This window comes from Microbispora oryzae, from assembly GCF_017896165.1.
GTDB lineage: Bacteria > Actinomycetota > Actinomycetes > Streptosporangiales > Streptosporangiaceae > Microbispora > Microbispora oryzae.
In genome coordinates, this window is record NZ_JAFCNB010000011.1 from 1 (window position 1) to 16,599 (window position 16,599).

General features: G+C 68.5%; 20 protein-coding genes and 1 pseudogene. 9 read left to right on the forward strand and 12 right to left on the reverse strand.

Annotated features, from left to right (window positions below; genetic code table 11):
• Positions 1 to 136: 136 nt before the first annotated feature.
• Positions 137 to 292 (reverse strand): annotated as a pseudogene (gene cas2, locus JOL79_RS20025) (CRISPR-associated endonuclease Cas2); the annotation flags it as partial.
• A 137-nt stretch (positions 293 to 429) separates the two neighbouring features.
• Here cas2 and JOL79_RS20030 point away from each other — a divergent pair.
• Together JOL79_RS20030 and JOL79_RS20035 are read left to right on the forward strand one after the other, a co-directional pair.
• On the forward strand, positions 430 to 1,326 hold the full coding sequence (locus JOL79_RS20030) for an endonuclease/exonuclease/phosphatase family protein (protein ID WP_210157392.1): 897 nt from the start codon (positions 430 to 432) through the stop codon (positions 1,324 to 1,326).
• Between the two features lie 40 nt (positions 1,327 to 1,366).
• Positions 1,367 to 1,567, forward strand: coding sequence for a hypothetical protein (locus tag JOL79_RS20035; RefSeq protein WP_210157393.1), 201 nt, complete (start codon positions 1,367 to 1,369; stop codon positions 1,565 to 1,567).
• A 215-nt stretch (positions 1,568 to 1,782) separates the two neighbouring features.
• Here the strand turns inward: JOL79_RS20035 and JOL79_RS20040 are convergent, their stop codons facing one another.
• Positions 1,783 to 2,256 carry an RrF2 family transcriptional regulator gene (locus tag JOL79_RS20040; RefSeq protein ID WP_210157394.1) on the reverse strand — a complete coding sequence of 158 codons (474 nt, stop codon included), beginning with the start codon at positions 2,254 to 2,256 and terminating at the stop codon, positions 1,783 to 1,785.
• A gap of 79 nt (positions 2,257 to 2,335) precedes the next feature.
• Between JOL79_RS20040 and JOL79_RS20045 the strand changes: the two genes are divergently transcribed.
• Positions 2,336 to 3,085, forward strand: coding sequence for an SDR family oxidoreductase (locus tag JOL79_RS20045; protein ID WP_210157395.1), 750 nt, complete (start codon positions 2,336 to 2,338; stop codon positions 3,083 to 3,085).
• Between the two features lie 57 nt (positions 3,086 to 3,142).
• The gene (locus JOL79_RS20050) at positions 3,143 to 3,610 is read left to right on the forward strand and encodes a carboxymuconolactone decarboxylase family protein (protein WP_210157396.1); all 468 of its coding nucleotides are present in this window, start codon (positions 3,143 to 3,145) and stop codon (positions 3,608 to 3,610) included.
• Between the two features lie 175 nt (positions 3,611 to 3,785).
• Here JOL79_RS20050 and JOL79_RS20055 read toward each other — a convergent pair whose 3' ends face one another.
• From JOL79_RS20055 to JOL79_RS20070, 4 genes are read right to left on the reverse strand one after another with little or no spacing between them, the layout of a single operon-like run.
• On the reverse strand, positions 3,786 to 4,961 hold the full coding sequence (locus JOL79_RS20055) for an ABC transporter permease (RefSeq protein ID WP_210157397.1): 1,176 nt from the start codon (positions 4,959 to 4,961) through the stop codon (positions 3,786 to 3,788).
• A gap of 38 nt (positions 4,962 to 4,999) precedes the next feature.
• Positions 5,000 to 5,683 carry an ABC transporter ATP-binding protein gene (locus tag JOL79_RS20060; RefSeq protein ID WP_210157398.1) on the reverse strand — a complete coding sequence of 228 codons (684 nt, stop codon included), beginning with the start codon at positions 5,681 to 5,683 and terminating at the stop codon, positions 5,000 to 5,002.
• Positions 5,680 to 6,843, reverse strand: a complete 1,164-nt coding sequence (locus tag JOL79_RS35505; protein WP_210157399.1) for a peptidoglycan-binding protein — start codon at positions 6,841 to 6,843, stop codon at positions 5,680 to 5,682. The genes JOL79_RS20060 and JOL79_RS35505 overlap by 4 nt, the downstream gene beginning before the upstream one ends.
• A 26-nt stretch (positions 6,844 to 6,869) precedes the next feature.
• Complete coding sequence (locus tag JOL79_RS20070; RefSeq protein WP_210157400.1) at positions 6,870 to 7,400, reverse strand: hypothetical protein; 531 nt, start codon at positions 7,398 to 7,400, stop codon at positions 6,870 to 6,872.
• A gap of 123 nt (positions 7,401 to 7,523) precedes the next feature.
• Here JOL79_RS20070 and JOL79_RS20075 point away from each other — a divergent pair, with 123 nt between their 5' ends.
• Both JOL79_RS20075 and JOL79_RS20080 read left to right on the forward strand, forming a co-directional pair.
• Positions 7,524 to 8,174 carry a response regulator transcription factor gene (locus JOL79_RS20075; RefSeq protein WP_210157401.1) on the forward strand — a complete coding sequence of 217 codons (651 nt, stop codon included), beginning with the start codon at positions 7,524 to 7,526 and terminating at the stop codon, positions 8,172 to 8,174.
• Positions 8,171 to 9,355 (forward strand): sensor histidine kinase, encoded by a 1,185-nt coding sequence (locus JOL79_RS20080; RefSeq protein WP_210157402.1) that lies wholly within the window; start codon positions 8,171 to 8,173, stop codon positions 9,353 to 9,355. The genes JOL79_RS20075 and JOL79_RS20080 overlap by 4 nt, the downstream gene beginning before the upstream one ends.
• 91 nt (positions 9,356 to 9,446) lie before the next feature.
• Here JOL79_RS20080 and JOL79_RS20085 read toward each other — a convergent pair whose 3' ends face one another.
• The 4 genes from JOL79_RS20085 to JOL79_RS20095 form a co-directional block, all read right to left on the reverse strand.
• Complete coding sequence (locus tag JOL79_RS20085) at positions 9,447 to 9,779, reverse strand: TraR/DksA family transcriptional regulator (RefSeq protein WP_210157403.1); 333 nt, start codon at positions 9,777 to 9,779, stop codon at positions 9,447 to 9,449.
• A 223-nt stretch (positions 9,780 to 10,002) separates the two neighbouring features.
• Positions 10,003 to 10,329: a DUF6510 family protein gene (locus JOL79_RS35815; protein WP_372446793.1), complete on the reverse strand. Its 327-nt coding sequence runs from the start codon at positions 10,327 to 10,329 to the stop codon at positions 10,003 to 10,005.
• Positions 10,326 to 11,147, reverse strand: coding sequence for an FAD-binding oxidoreductase (locus JOL79_RS35510; protein WP_210157404.1), 822 nt, complete (start codon positions 11,145 to 11,147; stop codon positions 10,326 to 10,328). Before JOL79_RS35510 ends, JOL79_RS35815 begins: the two co-directional genes overlap by 4 nt.
• Complete coding sequence (locus JOL79_RS20095; RefSeq protein ID WP_307848631.1) at positions 11,140 to 11,736, reverse strand: sulfite oxidase-like oxidoreductase; 597 nt, start codon at positions 11,734 to 11,736, stop codon at positions 11,140 to 11,142. The genes JOL79_RS35510 and JOL79_RS20095 overlap by 8 nt, the downstream gene beginning before the upstream one ends.
• 388 nt (positions 11,737 to 12,124) lie before the next feature.
• Here JOL79_RS20095 and JOL79_RS20100 point away from each other — a divergent pair, with 388 nt between their 5' ends.
• Both JOL79_RS20100 and JOL79_RS20105 read left to right on the forward strand, forming a co-directional pair.
• Positions 12,125 to 12,988, forward strand: coding sequence for an RNA polymerase sigma factor (locus JOL79_RS20100; protein ID WP_210157406.1), 864 nt, complete (start codon positions 12,125 to 12,127; stop codon positions 12,986 to 12,988).
• Positions 12,989 to 13,117: 129 nt separating this feature from the next.
• Positions 13,118 to 13,621, forward strand: coding sequence for a hypothetical protein (locus JOL79_RS20105; protein ID WP_210157407.1), 504 nt, complete (start codon positions 13,118 to 13,120; stop codon positions 13,619 to 13,621).
• Between the two features lie 176 nt (positions 13,622 to 13,797).
• On the opposite strand, the gene JOL79_RS20110 is transcribed toward JOL79_RS20105, so the two are convergent.
• On the reverse strand, positions 13,798 to 14,406 hold the full coding sequence (locus tag JOL79_RS20110) for a TetR/AcrR family transcriptional regulator (protein WP_210157408.1): 609 nt from the start codon (positions 14,404 to 14,406) through the stop codon (positions 13,798 to 13,800).
• 62 nt (positions 14,407 to 14,468) lie between these two features.
• Here JOL79_RS20110 and JOL79_RS20115 point away from each other — a divergent pair, with 62 nt between their 5' ends.
• On the forward strand, positions 14,469 to 15,368 hold the full coding sequence (locus JOL79_RS20115; RefSeq protein WP_210157409.1) for an alpha/beta fold hydrolase: 900 nt from the start codon (positions 14,469 to 14,471) through the stop codon (positions 15,366 to 15,368).
• 75 nt (positions 15,369 to 15,443) lie between these two features.
• Here the strand turns inward: JOL79_RS20115 and JOL79_RS20120 are convergent, their stop codons facing one another.
• A complete protein-coding gene (locus JOL79_RS20120) occupies positions 15,444 to 16,169 on the reverse strand; it encodes a hypothetical protein (RefSeq protein WP_210157410.1) in 726 nt (241 codons plus the stop codon).
• Between the last annotated feature and the right edge of the window lie 430 nt (positions 16,170 to 16,599).

The following is a 16,599-nucleotide window of genomic DNA, read 5'->3' on the forward strand; positions in this document are numbered from 1 at the left end:
ATGGACGATCGTCGGCACCGGAGAGCCGACCAGCATCCTGCTCATGATTCGTTGAGATCCTTACTCACCCTCATCAACACAGATGAATCCTAGTCACATCTGTCTCAACAAACTCTGGCAGAGAGGGGCCATGAAGCAGGGTCAGTAGTTCGGCGTCCGAGCAAGTGATCTCGAAGACCGATTTCTGCACACGATGGCCGTATCCCTCGCAGAGCTTAGCCATCTGACGCAGACGGCGTCGTCCTTCAGGTGTCGTCGTCGCCACGTCGTACGTCAGGAGTAGTTGCTTCAGCTTAGGGTCCAGGGTACGTACGTGGGCAGTTCACCGCGGATATGCCGTGCCAGCAGCCGAGCCTGTACGACAGGAAGCAGAGAAGCCGTGACCTTTCGTCCGAGAAGCCGGTGAGCCCATTCCCTACTCTTCCAACCTTGCCATTCGACGAGCACGACACGCCGGCCATCCTCGGTCAGCTGGACGGGAGGGCCTTCCCCCAGCAGCTGTCTGCGATTCAGGCCGACGATGACGGCACGACGGCCCACCAGATGGGCCGGGGTGCCATGGCCGTCCGCGTCACCGAACCCGACGGCCGAACCATCGACTTGATCGTCGCGCACCTGAAGAGCAAGCTGCTGTCGTTCCCGCCCGGGCCCACTGGGCGGCCCCGCTTCCAGCCCCGAGACGAAGGCGAACGGGCCCGGGTAGCTGCCTACGCCCTGTACCGGCGGACCGCTGAGGCCGTCACCGTACGCGCCTTGGCCGACGAACTGCTCGGCGGTCAGGGCGAGGCGCGTCAGGTCATGGTGACGGGCGACTTCAACGACGAGCCGGAGGCCGCCACTACCCAGATCCTGCTGGGCCCGCCCGGCTCCGAATTGGGCACCCCGGGCGCCGACCAGCCCGACCGGGGCGACAAGGCCCGGCTATGGAACCTCGCCCCTCGTATCCCCGCTGCCGAGCGGTTCTCCCGGGTCTTTCACGGTCGCGGCGAACTCATCGACCACCTGCTGGTTTCGCACGCCCTCCTCGCCCGCGCCGTCGAGGTCCATACGCTGCGTCCGGAGGACGCGGTCGGCCCACACGACGGGCTGCCCTCGATGGCCGGCCAGGATCGCGCGGCCGGCCCGGGTGCGCATGCCTGTTTCGTTACGACCTGGGTGACTTATGAGGGATGGAGGTGTCTAGGGCTGGGGACTATGAGTCATACGAATGGCGATGGCGAAGGGCTGTCGGAGCGTGAGCGGTGGCGCGAGGCGGCTCACTGTCACGTCGATGCGTTGATCACCCGTCGGGCCGGATCTATTTCGCCGTGTTTGGGGTGGCGCTGATCGTCACCGTTGTTGATGCCGTCATCGGCGGAGGGCGGACGTGGCTGTGGGCTGCGGCGGGGTCGCCGCCGGTGCCAGCGTCGGCGTTGTGGCGAGCCGGATGACCCGGCTGGAATGGGTTCGGCTCGAACAACGCGTTGAATGCAGGATGGACGTCGTCGGTGTCGTCGTGCTGCTGGCCTACATTGTGTTCAGCCTTTTCCGCTCGCGCATCGTCGGTCTGTGGGTACCGGCCGCATAGGTGGCCGCCACGAGCATGGGAGTCCTGAGTGATGTCGTGTTCGGCCAGGTTGTGGGGATTCGCTGCAGGCTGGTCTTGCTCGCGCGCTGGCTCCTGGCTTGCTCCGGCGAGTTAATCAAACAAGATCGAGATACACCACTTACTGGACACACTCTCGCTGCGGGCAGTGCCGGAGCCGGATGGGTTCGCGGCCATGCACGGCTCGTCGCCGTTGCTCAGGCGCGCAGCCACTCCCGGGCCCCCGAGAGTATCTCAGGTGGCGTCGTACGGTTGACGTCGGCGATCAGGTCGGCAATGGTGACCCTGCGTAGCGACTCCCGCCAAGCGCGGTCGGCGGAATCCATCGTGCGGGCGATCGGGCAGGGAGTGTCACACCGCTCCGCCGGCACGGCCATCGGGCCCCGCTGACGCACTTCTGTACACCGGAACGCCGGCTGGACGCCGTCGATCGCTTCGACCACGTCCAGCACCGTGATCTCGTTCGCAGCCCGAGTCAGCACATAGCCGCCGGACTGGCCCAGCGTCGAGCGCACAAGGCCTGCGCGGGACAACAGTTGCAGCTGTTTGGCCAGATAGCTCTGCGAGACGTCGTGCAGCTCGGCGAGCTTGGCCGCCGTCACCGGCGCGCCCGCCCCACTGAGCACGACGCAACAGTGCAAGCCCCACTCGACCCCGCCTGACATCTTCATTCGCCCAGCCTACTTGACTCGGATAACTGTTGTCCGAATAGAATCTCGGACAAGAGTTATCCGAATTTGGGAGTGGGACATGCGCATCGTCGTTGCCGGGGGAACCGGACTCATCGGGTCGAAAGTCGTCGAGTCGCTGCAGATGCTGGGCCACGACGTCGTTCCGGCCGCGCCAGGAACCGGCGTGGACACGATCAGTGGCCGCGGCGTCGCCGACGCGCTGAAGGGCGCGGACGTGGTCGTCGACGTGACCAACAAAGTGATCTTCGAACCCGAGCCGATCCTCGACTTCTTCACCACCTCCACCCGCACCCTGCTGAACGCCGGGCGGGAAGCCGAGGTGCGGCACCATGTGGTGCTGTCGATCGTCGGTGTAGACCGGCTCTCGCACCCGGGCTACCTTGACGCCAAGGCCGCGCAGGAACGGCTCGTCGCCGAATCGGACACCCCTTTCACCATCGTGCGGGCGACACAGTTCTTCGAGAACCTAACGGCCATGGGCGCTGGCATGGCCCAGAACGACGTGATCGTGCCACCCACCGCGGACCTTCAGCCGGTCGCTGCAGCCGACGTCGCCGCCGCACTCGTGGACGTAGCCACCTCCGCCCCGCTCGACGGCGTGGTCGAGGTCGCGGGGCCGGAGCGCGCGGCGTTCGCCCGTTTCATCGGTCCGGCGCTCGCCGCGCAAGGTGATGAGCGCCCCCTCAAACCGGACGCCGGCGCCGGCTACTTCGGCGTACCGATCGTGCGGGACTCGCTGGTTCCGCTCGGTGTCGCCCGGATCGGGCGCACCAGCTTCGACGACTGGTCAGCCGCGCAGTCCTCGTGACCCCCGCCAGCGCACGCCTAACTCGACAACGCGATATCCACGCCTGAAGGAGAAATCATGACCACCCACGTGCACACCGGTGAGCCCCGCCTCGACCTGCGGACGGCCGCCCCAAAGGCCGCCAAGGCGCTCTACGCCGCGGACCAGGCCATTCTCAACTCGCCACTCGATCCGACCATCCGCGAGCTGGTCAAGCTGCGTACTTCGCAGATTAACCACTGCGTGCACTGCATCGACCTGCACAGCCACGATGCCCTGGAGCAGGGCGAATCGCTGAACCGCATCATCCAGCTGTCCGCATGGCGCGAATCGGCGCTGTTCACTCCGGCGGAGCGGGCGGCGCTCGAGTACACCGAGGCCGCAACGACGCTGACCCCGTACGGCGTCAGCGACGAGGTCTGGGCCGGCGTCCGCGACCTCATGACCGACGAGGAACTCGGCGCGCTGGTCGTCCAGGTGGCTCTGATGAACGCCTTCAACCGGTTCGGTGTCCCGCTGCAGATGCCGGCGCAGCCTCGCAATTAACGTAGTTGAGCCGTTGAGATGCTGCGCATGGCGGGCGGGGAAGAGGTCCCAGGTTCAAGTCCTGGTAGCCCCACCACGAAGTACCAGCTCAGAGGCCAGTTCCCAAGATCCGGGACCTGGCCTTTTGATTGTTTGTTAGTCATCTGACCGCCGCGTCAGGGGTGGCCGGCGCCGGTCAGGGGGCCGCAAGCGCTTCGGTCGGGGACAGCCGGGCCGCCCGGATCGCGGGGTAGAGCCCGGCGACGCCGCCGATGAGCACGGTGGCGGCGAGGGCGCCCGCCGTCGCCCAGGCCGGCACGACCGCCGGCCAGCTCTGGTAGGCGGCGTACCCCGAGGTGACGGCGATGCCCAGCAGCACTCCGCCCACGCCGCCGAGCGCGGAGAGCAGGAGCGACTCGGCGAGGAACTGCACCCGGATCTGCCCTCGGGTGGCGCCGAGTGAACGGCGAAGCCCGATCTCGGCCCGGCGCTCCAGCACTGAGATGACCATCGTGTTGGCCACCCCGACGCCGCCGACCAGCAGCGCCACCGCGCCCAGGCCGAGCAGCAACCCGTTCAGGGTCGCATCGGCCGCCTGGCGCGCGGCCAGGGCGTCCGAAGGCCGGGACACGCTGACGTCGCCGGGGGCCCGCGGGTTGGCGGTGGCGGCCAGCACGGCGCGTACGGCCTCGACCTGGCTGTCCCGCGAGCGGGTGTACACGGTCGTCGGCCGCCCGTCGAAGCGGAACGCGTCGGTGGCGATCTCCCAGCCGATCAGGACGGCCGTGTCGAGCTCGGGTGCGAGCGCGACCGGGTCGAGCACGCCGATGACGGTGAACTGTTCGCCGCCAACCAGGATCTCCACCTGTGGGCTGGCCCGGCCGATGCCGAGCCGCTCCGCCGCGGCAGAGCCGAGCACCGCCGCCGGGTACCGGCCCGTGATCCCGTTGAGCCAGGCGCCGCCGCGCAGGGTCGCGCCGACGGTCGGCGGCAGGCTCGTCCGGGCGGCCAGCACGGTCAGCCCGTTGGTCTCCACCTTGGGGATCCTGTCCGAGCGGTACACCTTGGCGCCGCCGACCCTCCCGGTCGCCGAGACGGCGGTGACGGGGCCGATCCGCCCGATCATCGCCTCGGCCTCGGCGGGCAGCTCCGCGTTCTCGCCCTCGATGGTCTGTCCGGGGGAGACGGTGAGCAGGTTCGTGCCGAGCGCGGCGAGCTGACGGTCGAGCTGTTCCCGGGAGGAGGACGAGATGCCGACTACGGCGACCATCGCGGCGATGCCGATCGCGATGCCGAGTGCGGACAGTAGTGCCCTGGCGGGGCGGGTGCGCAGGCCGACCGCGCCGACCCGGACCACATCACGTGGGGCCATACGCGCGGGTTGGAGCCGCGGGCGGCCCTGGTACGCGGTCACCGCCGAGCCGCCGGTGTGATCGCGCTGTCGCCGACCATCTGGCCGTCGAGCATGAGCACCTGCCGGTCGAGGCCCGCGGCGAGCTCCCGGTCGTGGGTGATGACCACCACCGTGGTGCCGGCGGCGTGCAGTGCCCGCAGCACGGTGACGACGCCCTCGCCCGAGGTGGAGTCGAGGTTGCCGGTCGGCTCGTCGGCGAGCAGCAGCGCGGGTTCGCCGACCACCGCACGGGCGATCGCGACCCGTTGCTTCTCCCCGCCGGACAGTTCGTGTGGCTCGTGGCCGAGCCGGTGTCCGAGCCCGACCCGCTCCAGCGCGGCCTCCGCTCGGCGCCTGCGCTCCCTCATCGGCACGCCGGCGTAGAGCAGGCCGTCGGCCACGTTGTCCAGCGCCGGCACGCCCGCGGCGAGGTGGAACTGCTGGAACACGAAGCCGATCCGGCTCGCGCGCAGGGCCGACACCTGGCGGTCAGACAGTCGCGACACGTCGTGGCCGTCGACCACCACATGGCCGGAGGTGGGCCGGTCCAGTGTGCCCAGCATGTGCAGCATGGTGGACTTGCCCGAGCCGGACGGGCCGGCCACCGCCACCAGTTCGCCGGCGCCGATGGTCAGGGTGACGCCCGCGAGCGCGTGGACGTCGCCGGGATACACCTTCGTCACGTCGGTCAGCTCGATCATCGCGGCATCCCCACCGTCATGCCGTCCGTCAGCCCGTCGCCGGTCACCTCGACCCGGCCGTTCGCGAACAGGCCGGTCTTCACCTTGACGTAGTGCGTGGTGGAGCCCTGGACGACCTCGACGCCGTAGCCGCCCTCGGCCAGCGCCACCAGCGCCGCCACGGGCACGGTGAGCCCGTTCTCGTGCTCGGCCGCGGTGAAGACCACGTTGACCACGGCCGTCTCGATCCCCCTGGCCGCCCTGGGGTCGTTCAGCGACACGATCGCCTCGAGCATGGTCTCGGCCTGGTCGTCCGGCGTGGTCTGCTGCTCGATCACCGTGTAGACCCGTTTCACCCGGCCGGCCACCTTCGTGCCGTCGGGCATCTCGATCCGCACCCTGACGCCCCTGCGGGCCAGCCGCTGCTTGGCCACCTCGAGCCGGACCGTCACCTGCCGGCCGGTCCCGGTGTACCGCAACACCTCCTGGCCGCCGCCGGTGGACTGGTTCACCCCGGCCGTGACGGCGTCGACCCGGATCGGGCCCGGGGCGAACAGCACCCGCCCCTGCTCGACCTGGCCGGTCTGCGGCATGCGGAGGTCCTTCTGCCATCGCCTCACGGCGGTCGCGGTGGCCGCCGTGTACGTGCGGTCCACCGTGAAGCCGCCGTAGCCGAGGGCCTTCAGGTTGGTTTCGAGCTGCCGCACGTCCGTGCCGGTGGCGTACGGGCCGAGCGTCCGGTAGGCGGCGACGGCGCCGTACATCAGTACCACCGGCCGGTTGTCCACCCGGTAAATCGGCCGGCCTCGGCGGATGACGTCGCCGGGCAGCGGCACCTTTGTGACGACACCGGCGATCCGGCCGGCCAGCGTGGTCGTGGCGCTGTAGCCCAGAACGCCGGGTATCTCGTCCGTGTCGAGCATCGTCTGCCGCGTCACCTGCGCGGTGGCCGGCGGCAGGTCCGTCGCGGCCGGCGTGTCGGTGCTCCCGCCGCCGAACCCGACCGCGGCCACGGCCGCCGCCCCGCCGGCGAGCACGATCAGGCCGGCCACCGCGAGGGCTCGGCCGCGTCGCCGGCGTACGGTGCGCCGGTTCGCCGCCACCGTGTCGTTCAGGGGCTCCCTGGGCCCGGCCACCCTCATGTCGCTCGTGGCCCCGGTCGTCTTCTCCGTGTCGTTCACGGGATCCGTCGCCTCCGCCATTCCGCTCACGACGGGCTCGGGCGCATCGACCGGGACGCCGCGTCGGCCTCCGCGTCACAGGTCTGCCTCGCCTGGGGATACTGCGGATCCGCCCCGACTTCCGAGCTGACCCGGGTGGGACCGTCGGGGTCCGGGTCGGGGAACTTCTCCACCCCGTGCTCCCGCATGCACCGCGCGAACTGGCGCGCCAACTCCTTCTTGAGGTCCATCTCGGGGCCGTGCTCCTGGGGAGGGCGGTACTGCTTGCACGCCTCCTCTGCCTTGATCTCCGTGCCCTCGCTCACGGCGTCCTTGTCGTACCTGCCCTGTCTGACGGTGTCGCCCTCGACCTCCGGGTCGGCCATCGGCACGCCGTGCTCCCGCATGCACTGCGAAAGTCTGGTCAGCAGATCGAGTCGGCTGAGGCTCGGTGTCGCACTCGCCGCGGCGGAGCCGTCCACCGAGGCCACGCCTCTGCCGTCGTTCGATCCTCCACAGGCGGTCGCCGTGCCCAGCAAGAGCGGTAGCAGGCAGACGGCCAGGAGTCTGGTTCTCATCAACGATCTCCTCTGGTCCGGTGGGTCCAGTGGAGCGCCCCGCCCGCAACGGCACCGTCACAGCGCCTGTAACGCGGGTGTTATGCCTGGTCGCCGAGACTGCTGAGCAGGGAGGATGTCAGAGTGCGAGTGCTGCTGATCGAAGACGAGGCGCTGCTGGCCGAACAGGTCGCCGACGGGCTGCGCGACCGGGGCATGGCGGTCGACCTCGCGGCCGACGGGGTCGACGGCCTGCACAAGGCCGTCGCGAACCGGTACGACGTGGTCGTGCTCGACCGCGACCTGCCGCTCGTCCACGGCGACCAAGTGTGCACCGCGCTGGCCGCGGGCGGCAGCGACGCCCGGATCCTCATGCTGACCGCGGCGGGTGAGGCGGCCGACCGGGTCGCCGGCCTGAGCCTCGGCGCCGACGACTACTTGCCCAAGCCGTTCGTCTTCGACGAGCTGGTGCTGCGGATCCGCGCGCTGGCCCGCAGGGCCAACAACGCCCCGCGCGTCCTGCGGCGCGCCGGGCTGACCTTCGACACCGCGCGCCGCGTCGTCACCCGCGACGGCCGTGTCATCCCGCTGACCACGAAGGAAATGGCCGTGCTGGAGATCCTGATGGGCGCCGGCGGCGCCGTCGTCAGCGCCGAGGACCTGCTGGAACGGGCGTGGGACGAGCACGCGGATCCGTTCACCGCCACCGTGCGGGTCACCGTCGCCCGGCTGCGCCGCAAGCTGGGCGACCCGCCGCTGATCGAGACCGTCGTCGGCGCGGGGTACCGGCTGTGAGACCGCGCCTGAGGCGCCCCTCGATACGGCTGCGGCTGACCCTGGTGTACGCGGTCGTGCTCGTGGCGACCTGCGCGGCGCTCCTCGCGCTCAACTACGCGCTGCTGTATCAGAGCCTCTACGACAACATCAATCGACCGCCCGCGGCCGAGATGCAGGCGGCGGCCAGCAGCCTGCCGGCCAACGCGGACCGGGCGCTGGCGGACGTGAAAATCAGGTCCTACTGGATCGAGCAGGCCCAGATCGACCGGTTGCGCGCCGAAACGCTGCTGGGCACGGCCGGAACGTCGGCGATCGCGCTGGCGATCACTGCGATGGCGGGGCTCGGTGTCTCCTGGATCGTCGCCGGGCGCATGCTAAAGCCGCTGCACACGCTCACCGCCGCCGCACGGCGGATCTCCCAGGACCGCCTGCACGAGCGCGTCGCCCTCACCGGGCCGGGCGACGAGCTCAAGGAACTGGCCGACACCTTCGACGAGATGGTGGCCAGGCTGGAGGCCTCCTTCACCAGCCAGCGAAGGTTTGTCGCCGACGCCTCGCACGAGCTGCGCACCCCGCTCGCGATCGTCCGCACCGGCGCCGAGGTGTTGCTGGCCAAGCGGGAGAGCACGATCGCGCAGTGGGAGGCGATGGGCCGGCGCGTGCTGACCGCGAGCGGCCGGGCCGAACGCCTGCTGGACGGCCTGCTGGCACTGGCCCGCAGCGACAGCGGCGTCATCGCCCACGAGGCGCACGACCTCGCCATCGCCGCGGCCGGTGCGCTGAGCGAGGCGGACGGTGAGGCCGAGCGCGCCGAGTTGACGATCGCCACCGAGCTGCGCCCCGCCCCGGTCGCCGGCGACCCGGTCCTGCTCGATCGCCTCGTGCGCAACCTGGTGGACAACGCGATCCGGCACAACCATCCGGGCGGCCGGATCGAGGTGGTCACCGGTAGCCGCGACGGGGAGTCGGTCGTCACGGTGCGCAACAGCGGAGACGCCATCCCGGCGGCCGAGGTCGATCGGCTGTTCGAGCCGTTCCAGCGGCTGACATCCGACCGCACCGCGAGCTCCAGGTCGACCGGTCTGGGCCTCGCCATCGTCAGGTCCATCGTGCACGCCCACCACGGCACGGTCATCGCGGCGCCGAACGCCGGGGGCGGACTGGCCGTCTCGGTCACGCTGCCCGCGCCGCAGGGATGATCGCGCGCATGCGTGGCGACCCTGCTGCGCACACCGGCAGACCGGTGGCGGTGCCGACACTGATGGAGGCCTTGTGGGCAGCGATGCCGTCCTACCAAACCTCATCAACGAGTAGCTCCGCCGCAGGGTCAGCCTCGAGCCGCTCGTCGGGGATCGGCCGACCGCTGCGCAACGAAACTCCGTAGGTGCCGGCCTGCAGGCGCTCGCTGGCCCGATCGAGCGCAGCCAACCGTGCGCTGAGTTGCTCGGCTACAGCATCGTCGAGAAGCTCTTGGGCGAGCGGGTTCGCCGAATCGAAAACCGAGGTCCTCGCATCAGCGGCCGCCTCCAGGTCAGCCGCCCGCGCAGCGGCTGAGTACGTGAGCAGTTCCTTGATGCGGGCACGTTCACCTTCGATCAACTCATGTGCGTGGGTTGGGTCCATCTGCAACTCCCTGGTGGTGACAATTGGCGATCAGCGTCGGCGGCGAGGCCCCAGCTGGCCGATCTTGCGGGGCGTTCGACACCGGTTGCGTCCACAGGCGTGGTGTAACTCCAAGCTGCTGACGCAAGCGCCGGACATGGGGCGAGCCATCGTGTGACGGTCAGCGAGTTCCCGCCGAGGTTCTCGCAAAGGACACCAAGCCCTGTTCGCGGTGGGCCGGCGGTCACGGTTGGGCGCGACCCGGGGTAGGCGAAAACAACCACGAGCTGGAGCCCGAGATGTCGAGCCACGTGCCCCGAGGTGTCCGGGCCACTCGGGCGACCATCGCCTCACACTCGCGACAGCGCAGCACAGTTCCCGGTCCGCCCATGTAGGCATGCAGCTGTCCGAATGCCTGTGCGGCGCCGCAGACACCGCAGCGGACAGTGACGACGGTCGGGTCACTGGCGAGGATCCCGGCAAACTCACCGGCAGCGGCGTTGCCGTCCAAGACCGCCCCTGACTCGGCGGCGCCGTCGGGCGCGGCCGGGGTCGAGAGATCCCAGGTCATCGATCAACTCCTGTTGGTCCAAATCGTTCCGTGCGTATGCGATCGCCGGGGTATCCCACCTCGCGGAGCAGACCTGTGGCGTGGTCGACGAAGCCAGAGGGGCCGCACACGTAGACCCGGGCCGCCAAAGGCTCCGGCCACGCGGACGGAGGTTGGATGTCCTCGACCGCGAGGTGGGAGGCGGGACGGGGATGCCCGTCGGGGACCTTGCGCGTGTAGACGAGGCGCACTTCTGCGGACCCTGGCGCGGACAGATCGGCCGACATCTGTTCCAGTTCAGGCCCGTACATGAGGTCGCGAGGGCCGCGAAGCGAATACACGAGCATCGTCGGCGTCGAGTCCTCCGCTCGCTTCCGGGCTCGCAGCATGGTGACCAGTGGCACCACCCCTGATCCGCCGGCGATCAGGAGTACCGGGCCGTCCCCGATGGATGGGTCCCCCGGCTCCCAGACGAACCATCCACCGATGGGCCCGCGTACCTCGAGCTCGTCACCGATCTCCATGATCTCCGCCAGGTACGGCGAGACCTCGCCGTGGGGTAGGAGGTCGACGGTGACCGCGACGCGGTTGGACGTGGCAGGCTCTGCCAACGAGTAGCTGCGTTGGGCCGAGTAGCCGTCCGCGGAGGTGAGACGTACGTCTACGTGTTGACCGGGCAGGTGCCCGGTCCAGCCGGGAACACGTAGAACAAGTGTCCGGGAATGCCGGGACTGCGATTGCACACCGATGAGCGTCGCCTCGCGCCAGTGGTTCCCTGCTGGGGGAGTGGCTTCTACGGGGCCTTCGGCCGGGTCCTCGGTCTTGCTTGTGTCAGTCACCGGCGTACCGCTCCTCGCGCCACGGGTTCCCGTAGTGGTGATAGCCGAAGCTTTCCCAGAAGCCCGGCTCGTCGGAGCGCTGCATCGTGATGCCGTTCACCCACTTCGCGGATTTCCAGAAGTAGAGATGGGGCACCAGTAGCCTGGCCGGACCACCGTGCTCGGCGGGAAGCGGCTCTCCTTCGTACTCGTACACGATCCAGGCCTTGCCGCCGACCAGGTCCTCCAACGGGAGGTTCGTGGTGTAGCCCCCGTACGAATGCACCATCGCGTATTCGTTGGAGGTCTCGATGTCCTCGAAGAAGGTGTCGAGCGCGACGCCCCGCCAGCGGGTCCCGAGTTTCGTCCACCGGGTCACGCAGTGGATGTCGACGTTGATCTCCTCAGAGGGCAAGGTCATCATCTCGCCCCAACTCCACCGCCTCGGCTTGCCGCTCTCGGGCGTGATTGTGAAGCTCCATTTATCCGTCGAGATCAGCTGCGTCGGCCCGGCCGTCAGCACGGGGAATCCGTGGGTCAGATGCTGGCCGGGCGGCAGATCGGCGGCACGCGGGTCGTGATGGCCGAAGAAGCCACGCGAGATTGTCACCCTGTGCTCTCTTCCAGACCCAACGGTCTCTAGTGGAGGGCGTCTCATGATCGAGTTGATGGCGGAAGCTATCTTGTTATGGACTCTTTCGTCCAACTTAGGGTTCCGCTGTAACCGGTGTCAAAGCGCTCGCGGTCCGTCGCGCGCGCCGCGCTCTCCGGGGACTGGCGAACATCATGTTGCGCGCCGCGGTAGGCCCTGTGGTTGAGCCGGTCGTTGGCCTTCGAGCGTGTGCTCATGCCTAGGCCGTTGTGGGCCGTCTTAGATTGCGAAACTTGGACTATATAGACCAGACTCCGACGAGGTGGCCGAGGGAAACGGGCCGTCGATCAATGCCCCTGGCCGGCCCTGTCGTGGTGCGACCAGGCCAACCGAGAAGGTGACCTCCATGACTGATGGCAGATGTTCCGACGTGGTGCGATTCGGCGGCGATCTCAGCCTGGCACCTGAACACCTTCAGGATTCGTTGCCCGCCCATCTGGCTGGCTGCCCGGACTGCGCGTCGTATGTCTCACAGATCGCCACGACCCGCGAGCTCCTTGGACGACACTCTGGTCCCGCCGGCGTCCAGAACGACCTGGCCGGCGACACGATGCCGGTGGCGGAAGAGTCTCAGGCGATGGGCGCCGAGGCCTTGCGAAGTGCTCTCCTCACGCGTGCCGAACTGCTTGACCCCGCGAACGCCGAGGACCTCGTCCAGCGATCGCTGGAAGTGGGCCTTGCTCTACAACGCAGAGATTCCCGCCCACGAGGGATCGTCGAGCTGACCAAAATCATGCACGCGCTCAGTGATGCCCAAATGCGGCTGGACGGCCACATAACACCCGCCGTCGACGTCAACGCGGCTGCCCGAGCCCGAGCGGGCTCACTCGAAGACCTCAACAGCGATGCCGATGAGCCTGAGCTCTTCTACCCAGATCTCTACCCAGGCGAGGACAGGATCGAGGAGTGGGCCGATAGCCGGAACCAGTGGCGCGACGGCGCAGAGATCCTGGGCCCGGAGGAAGTAGACGAGACCGGAGAGGTATATGACCTGATCGACAAGGCACTCGGCGAGCTGCCCGAGCCATTCGGCGAGCTTCTCGCGCTCGTCGATATACAGGGCAACGCGCTGGCCGACTCAGCGCGGGCACTTGGACTCGACGAGCTCTCGGGAACGGCCGCCTTGGCACGCGCCCGGAACCACGTCCGTGGCCGTCTCGACGAGTACCTGCGTGGTGCCGGGTCAACGGTGCAGGGTGTGCCCCGGTGAGCCAAGAGAGCCCACGATTGGTACGGCGAGCCCCGGCCTGCGAGACACTTGGAGGGTGTTCGAAAAGTGGCGTTCAGGTAGCCGGTCGGGCTGGGAGTCGTGTGAGGTGCTGATGGGGGAGGTTCCCCCATGCCTGACCATCGACTGCCTTACCCCACAGATCTCACCGATCAGGAATGGGCGATGAACCGCCGCGCACTGGTGTGTTGGCTGGGTGCCATCCTTCTGTCCACCGTTCCCAACTGGGCTCTGTTGCCAGTAGATACAAAGATCTACATCTGCGCCTATATGGACACCGAAGGTGGATACTCCGGTCGTGATGTGCTCGGCCTTGGCTTCGGTGCGATGGCCGCTCTTCTTCCCTTCACCTTGATAGTGCTGGCCGTGGCCGCATGGCGATCACTGCCCCAAAGGCGTCGGCATTTGGCCTGGATAGGAGCGGGCGGGGCGTTCGCTACAGCCGCATACCATGCACTTTCGACCGTTGCGTTCTTCTCCCCATACTGCCCTGAGGGTTCGCAGGGACCAGGGTTCGTGTTTCTGCTCTATGGCGCTGTCGCCGCGCTCGTCCTGACCGCCGGCGCGATCGGAGCCGGAGACAAGCCCAACGCGGACGCTGAGACTCGGTCGTGAGGGCGCAGGGCGTCGGTGAGGTTCGCCAGGACGGTGCTGGACGATCCGCGGCGCCACACTAAAGCTGCTTCGTGCGCCCGGGCAGTTCCACGCCGGCGAGCAAGCTGCCCATCTCAGTCACGCGCTCGATTATGCAGGTATTCACCTGCCTAATGTCAACACGGCCGTCTGCGGCGTCAGTGTTCGGACGCGGCGATGCGAGTGAGGTGATAGCGCAGGATGTCCATGGCCTGCTCGGCGGTGCGCTGACCGAGCAGGACGCTGGTTCCCAGGCCGGCCGACATGGTGAGCAGCACGGCCGCCTCGCTCTCCGGGTCGAGGCCGGCGGCGATCTCCCCTGTGTCCCGGGCCTCGCGTAGCCGGTCGGCGATGAAGGTCTGCATCAGGTTGGGGGCGGCCAGGAAGGGCTGGGCGGCCAGCGCCGGATCGGTCACCGACAGAACCGCGTACGACGTGTAGACGAGGTGGAAGATCCGGCTCTCCTCGTCCGCGGGAACCGCCTGGCCGAGGATGGTCTCGACGACGCGCAGGGGGCTCGCGCCCGAGCCGGCCTCGCCCACCCGCTCCCGGACCCGCTCGCCCATCCGCTGCGCCAGATGCTGCAGCGCGAACAGCAGCAGCTTCTCCTTGGACTCGAAGTAGTACTGCACGACAGCCACCGCGAAGCCCGCCTCCGCCGCGACCGACCGCATGGTGACGGCGTGCAGTCCCTTACTCCCGGCGATGCGCAGGAGCGCCTCGGCGATCTGGGCGCGACGCTCGCCGTGGTCAGCCAGCTTCGGCATGGGGCTCATTCTCTTACAGATTTTGGTAGTACGATGGTACTACCAAAGTCGAGGAGGGTGGGATGACCAGGACAGCCGTCGGCCGCTTTGTCAGCGACGAGGCGAGAGAGAGGTTCCTGAAGGCTTACGAGGAGGCCATGGGCCTGTGGCCCGGGCCTCGGGAGGAGTGCGACGTCGAAACCAGCTTCGGCGCCGTGCATGTGCATCGCGCCGGGGCCGGGCAGGGAGAGCCCATCGTGCTGCTGCACGGTCACGGCGGGAACTCCTCCAACTGGTACCCCCAGATCGAGGCGTTCGGCGAACACCACCCCGTCTACGCCATCGACACCATCGACGACCCCGGTCGCAGCGTCCAACACACCGTGATCAAGGACTCCCGGGACAATGCCGCCTGGGTGAACGAGGTGCTTGAGGGGCTCGGCCTGGAACGGGTCCACCTGGTCGGCCTGTCCTACGGCGGCTGGCTGACGCTCAACCAGGCCGTGTACGGCGCCGAACGCCTGGCCTCCGTCACCGTGCTCGACCCCGGCGGCCTGCAGAAGGTCCCCCTCCGCTTCCTGGTCAGCTCGGTCTGTGGCCTGTTCGCGATGCTCTTCCCTCGCCGGTTCCGGCCCTGGTTCGCGCGAGTGCTGGCCAACTACGCGCTGATCGCCCCGGCCCGGCTGATGGCGCCGATCATGCTGGGCACGCGTACATACCGTCCGTCCTACCGCCCGCCGGCCAGGCCCTTCACCGACGAGGAGTTGGGCTCGATACGTGTCCCCGCGCTCGTCGTGCTCGCCGGGCGCAGCACGCTGCTCAACCCCCGCAAGGCGCTGCGGCGCGCGAGCGCGCTCATCCCCGGCGTACGCGCGGAGATCGTGCCGCGCGTCGGCCACGGGCTTCCGCTGGAGGCGCCGGAACTGGTCAACGCCCGCGTACTGCGGTTCATCGACTCAGAAGCACATTCCCGATCCATGTGATTTGGCGCGGCCGGCGCGTACGGGTTGCCATGCCCGCCCGTACGCGCCGGTTGTTGTTCGTGACGTCCTACGGGCTCAGCCGCAGTGGAGGAACGCGGTCGTGGTGCCCGCGGTGGTGACGAGGCCCGTCTTCACGTCGAGGACCACGATGGTGGCCGGCCCCGTCTGGTAGCTGCGGCACCAGACGTCCGCGACGTACTGCCATCCCGGCAGATTGCCGGAGGCGTCGGCGGTCAGCGTACCCAGCCCGTACGGCCCGGTGGTGCCGATCCCGACCGCGAAGAACCGTACCGTGCCGTTGGGCGTGAGCCCGCTGCCGTTGGCGAAGATGCGGCCGCCGAGCTGGTTCAGCGAGGTGGAGACGCTGACCCCGCCGTGCGGCGTCGCGCCCGGGTCCGCCAGTCGCAGTGCGGCGCTGGAGTTGTCGCTGTATGCCTGGTCACGGCTCGCCGGCGGCACGCAGACGCGGTCCGAGGGCCGCGTCTCACGCCAGACGTAGCCCTGCTTGCAGGTGTCGGGCCCGTAGGGGCCGCCGTTCGGCTCCCGGCGCGACGGGCCCAGCGCGTTCTCCGTCGCGGTCTGGGTGCGGATCGCCGGCGTCACGCAGACCTGGTCGCCTGAGTAGGCCTCCCGCCACACGTACCCACTCGCGCAGGTGTACGGCCCGTACGGCAGGTCGGCCGCCGAAGCCGGTGAACTTACCACCACCAGGCTTGCCAGCAGCGCGACCACGGCGGCCGGCCACGCCGGCATGCGCCACAGGGCGCCGGCTTTCTCGTCGACTTTTCTTTTGCCACGCATCTTTCCTCCTCGGTTACCCGGGTCATAGCGGCCGACCAAAACGGCCGCAATTTGGAAAGCGGCACAAATGGCCGCCATTGTGGTCCGAAATCGGCGAGGAGCTGTGCGTCCTTCCTGCGTTCCACACAGGTATCTCGCAGTGAAGATGCGTGTCAATCGGCATAATTTGCGGGTAATGCGATACGCGGCAAGGCGATCCCGGAAACGATTGAATCGCCGTGGTAGTGCGCACGTTCTGTTCATGCGTGGGTGGCATCCCGGTCCGGTTCGACGCTGAAATTTCAGACCGTCCTCGCCGCCGACATCCCCACAACGGGAGTATTCCGGTCAGTGACCCTGCGTCGTTCCCGGTGACTCGTCGCCGGTCAGGCTCGCGTGAAGATCGCTCGCGGGCGCCAAGGCAGTGCCGTATCCGTGGAACAGTGGATGC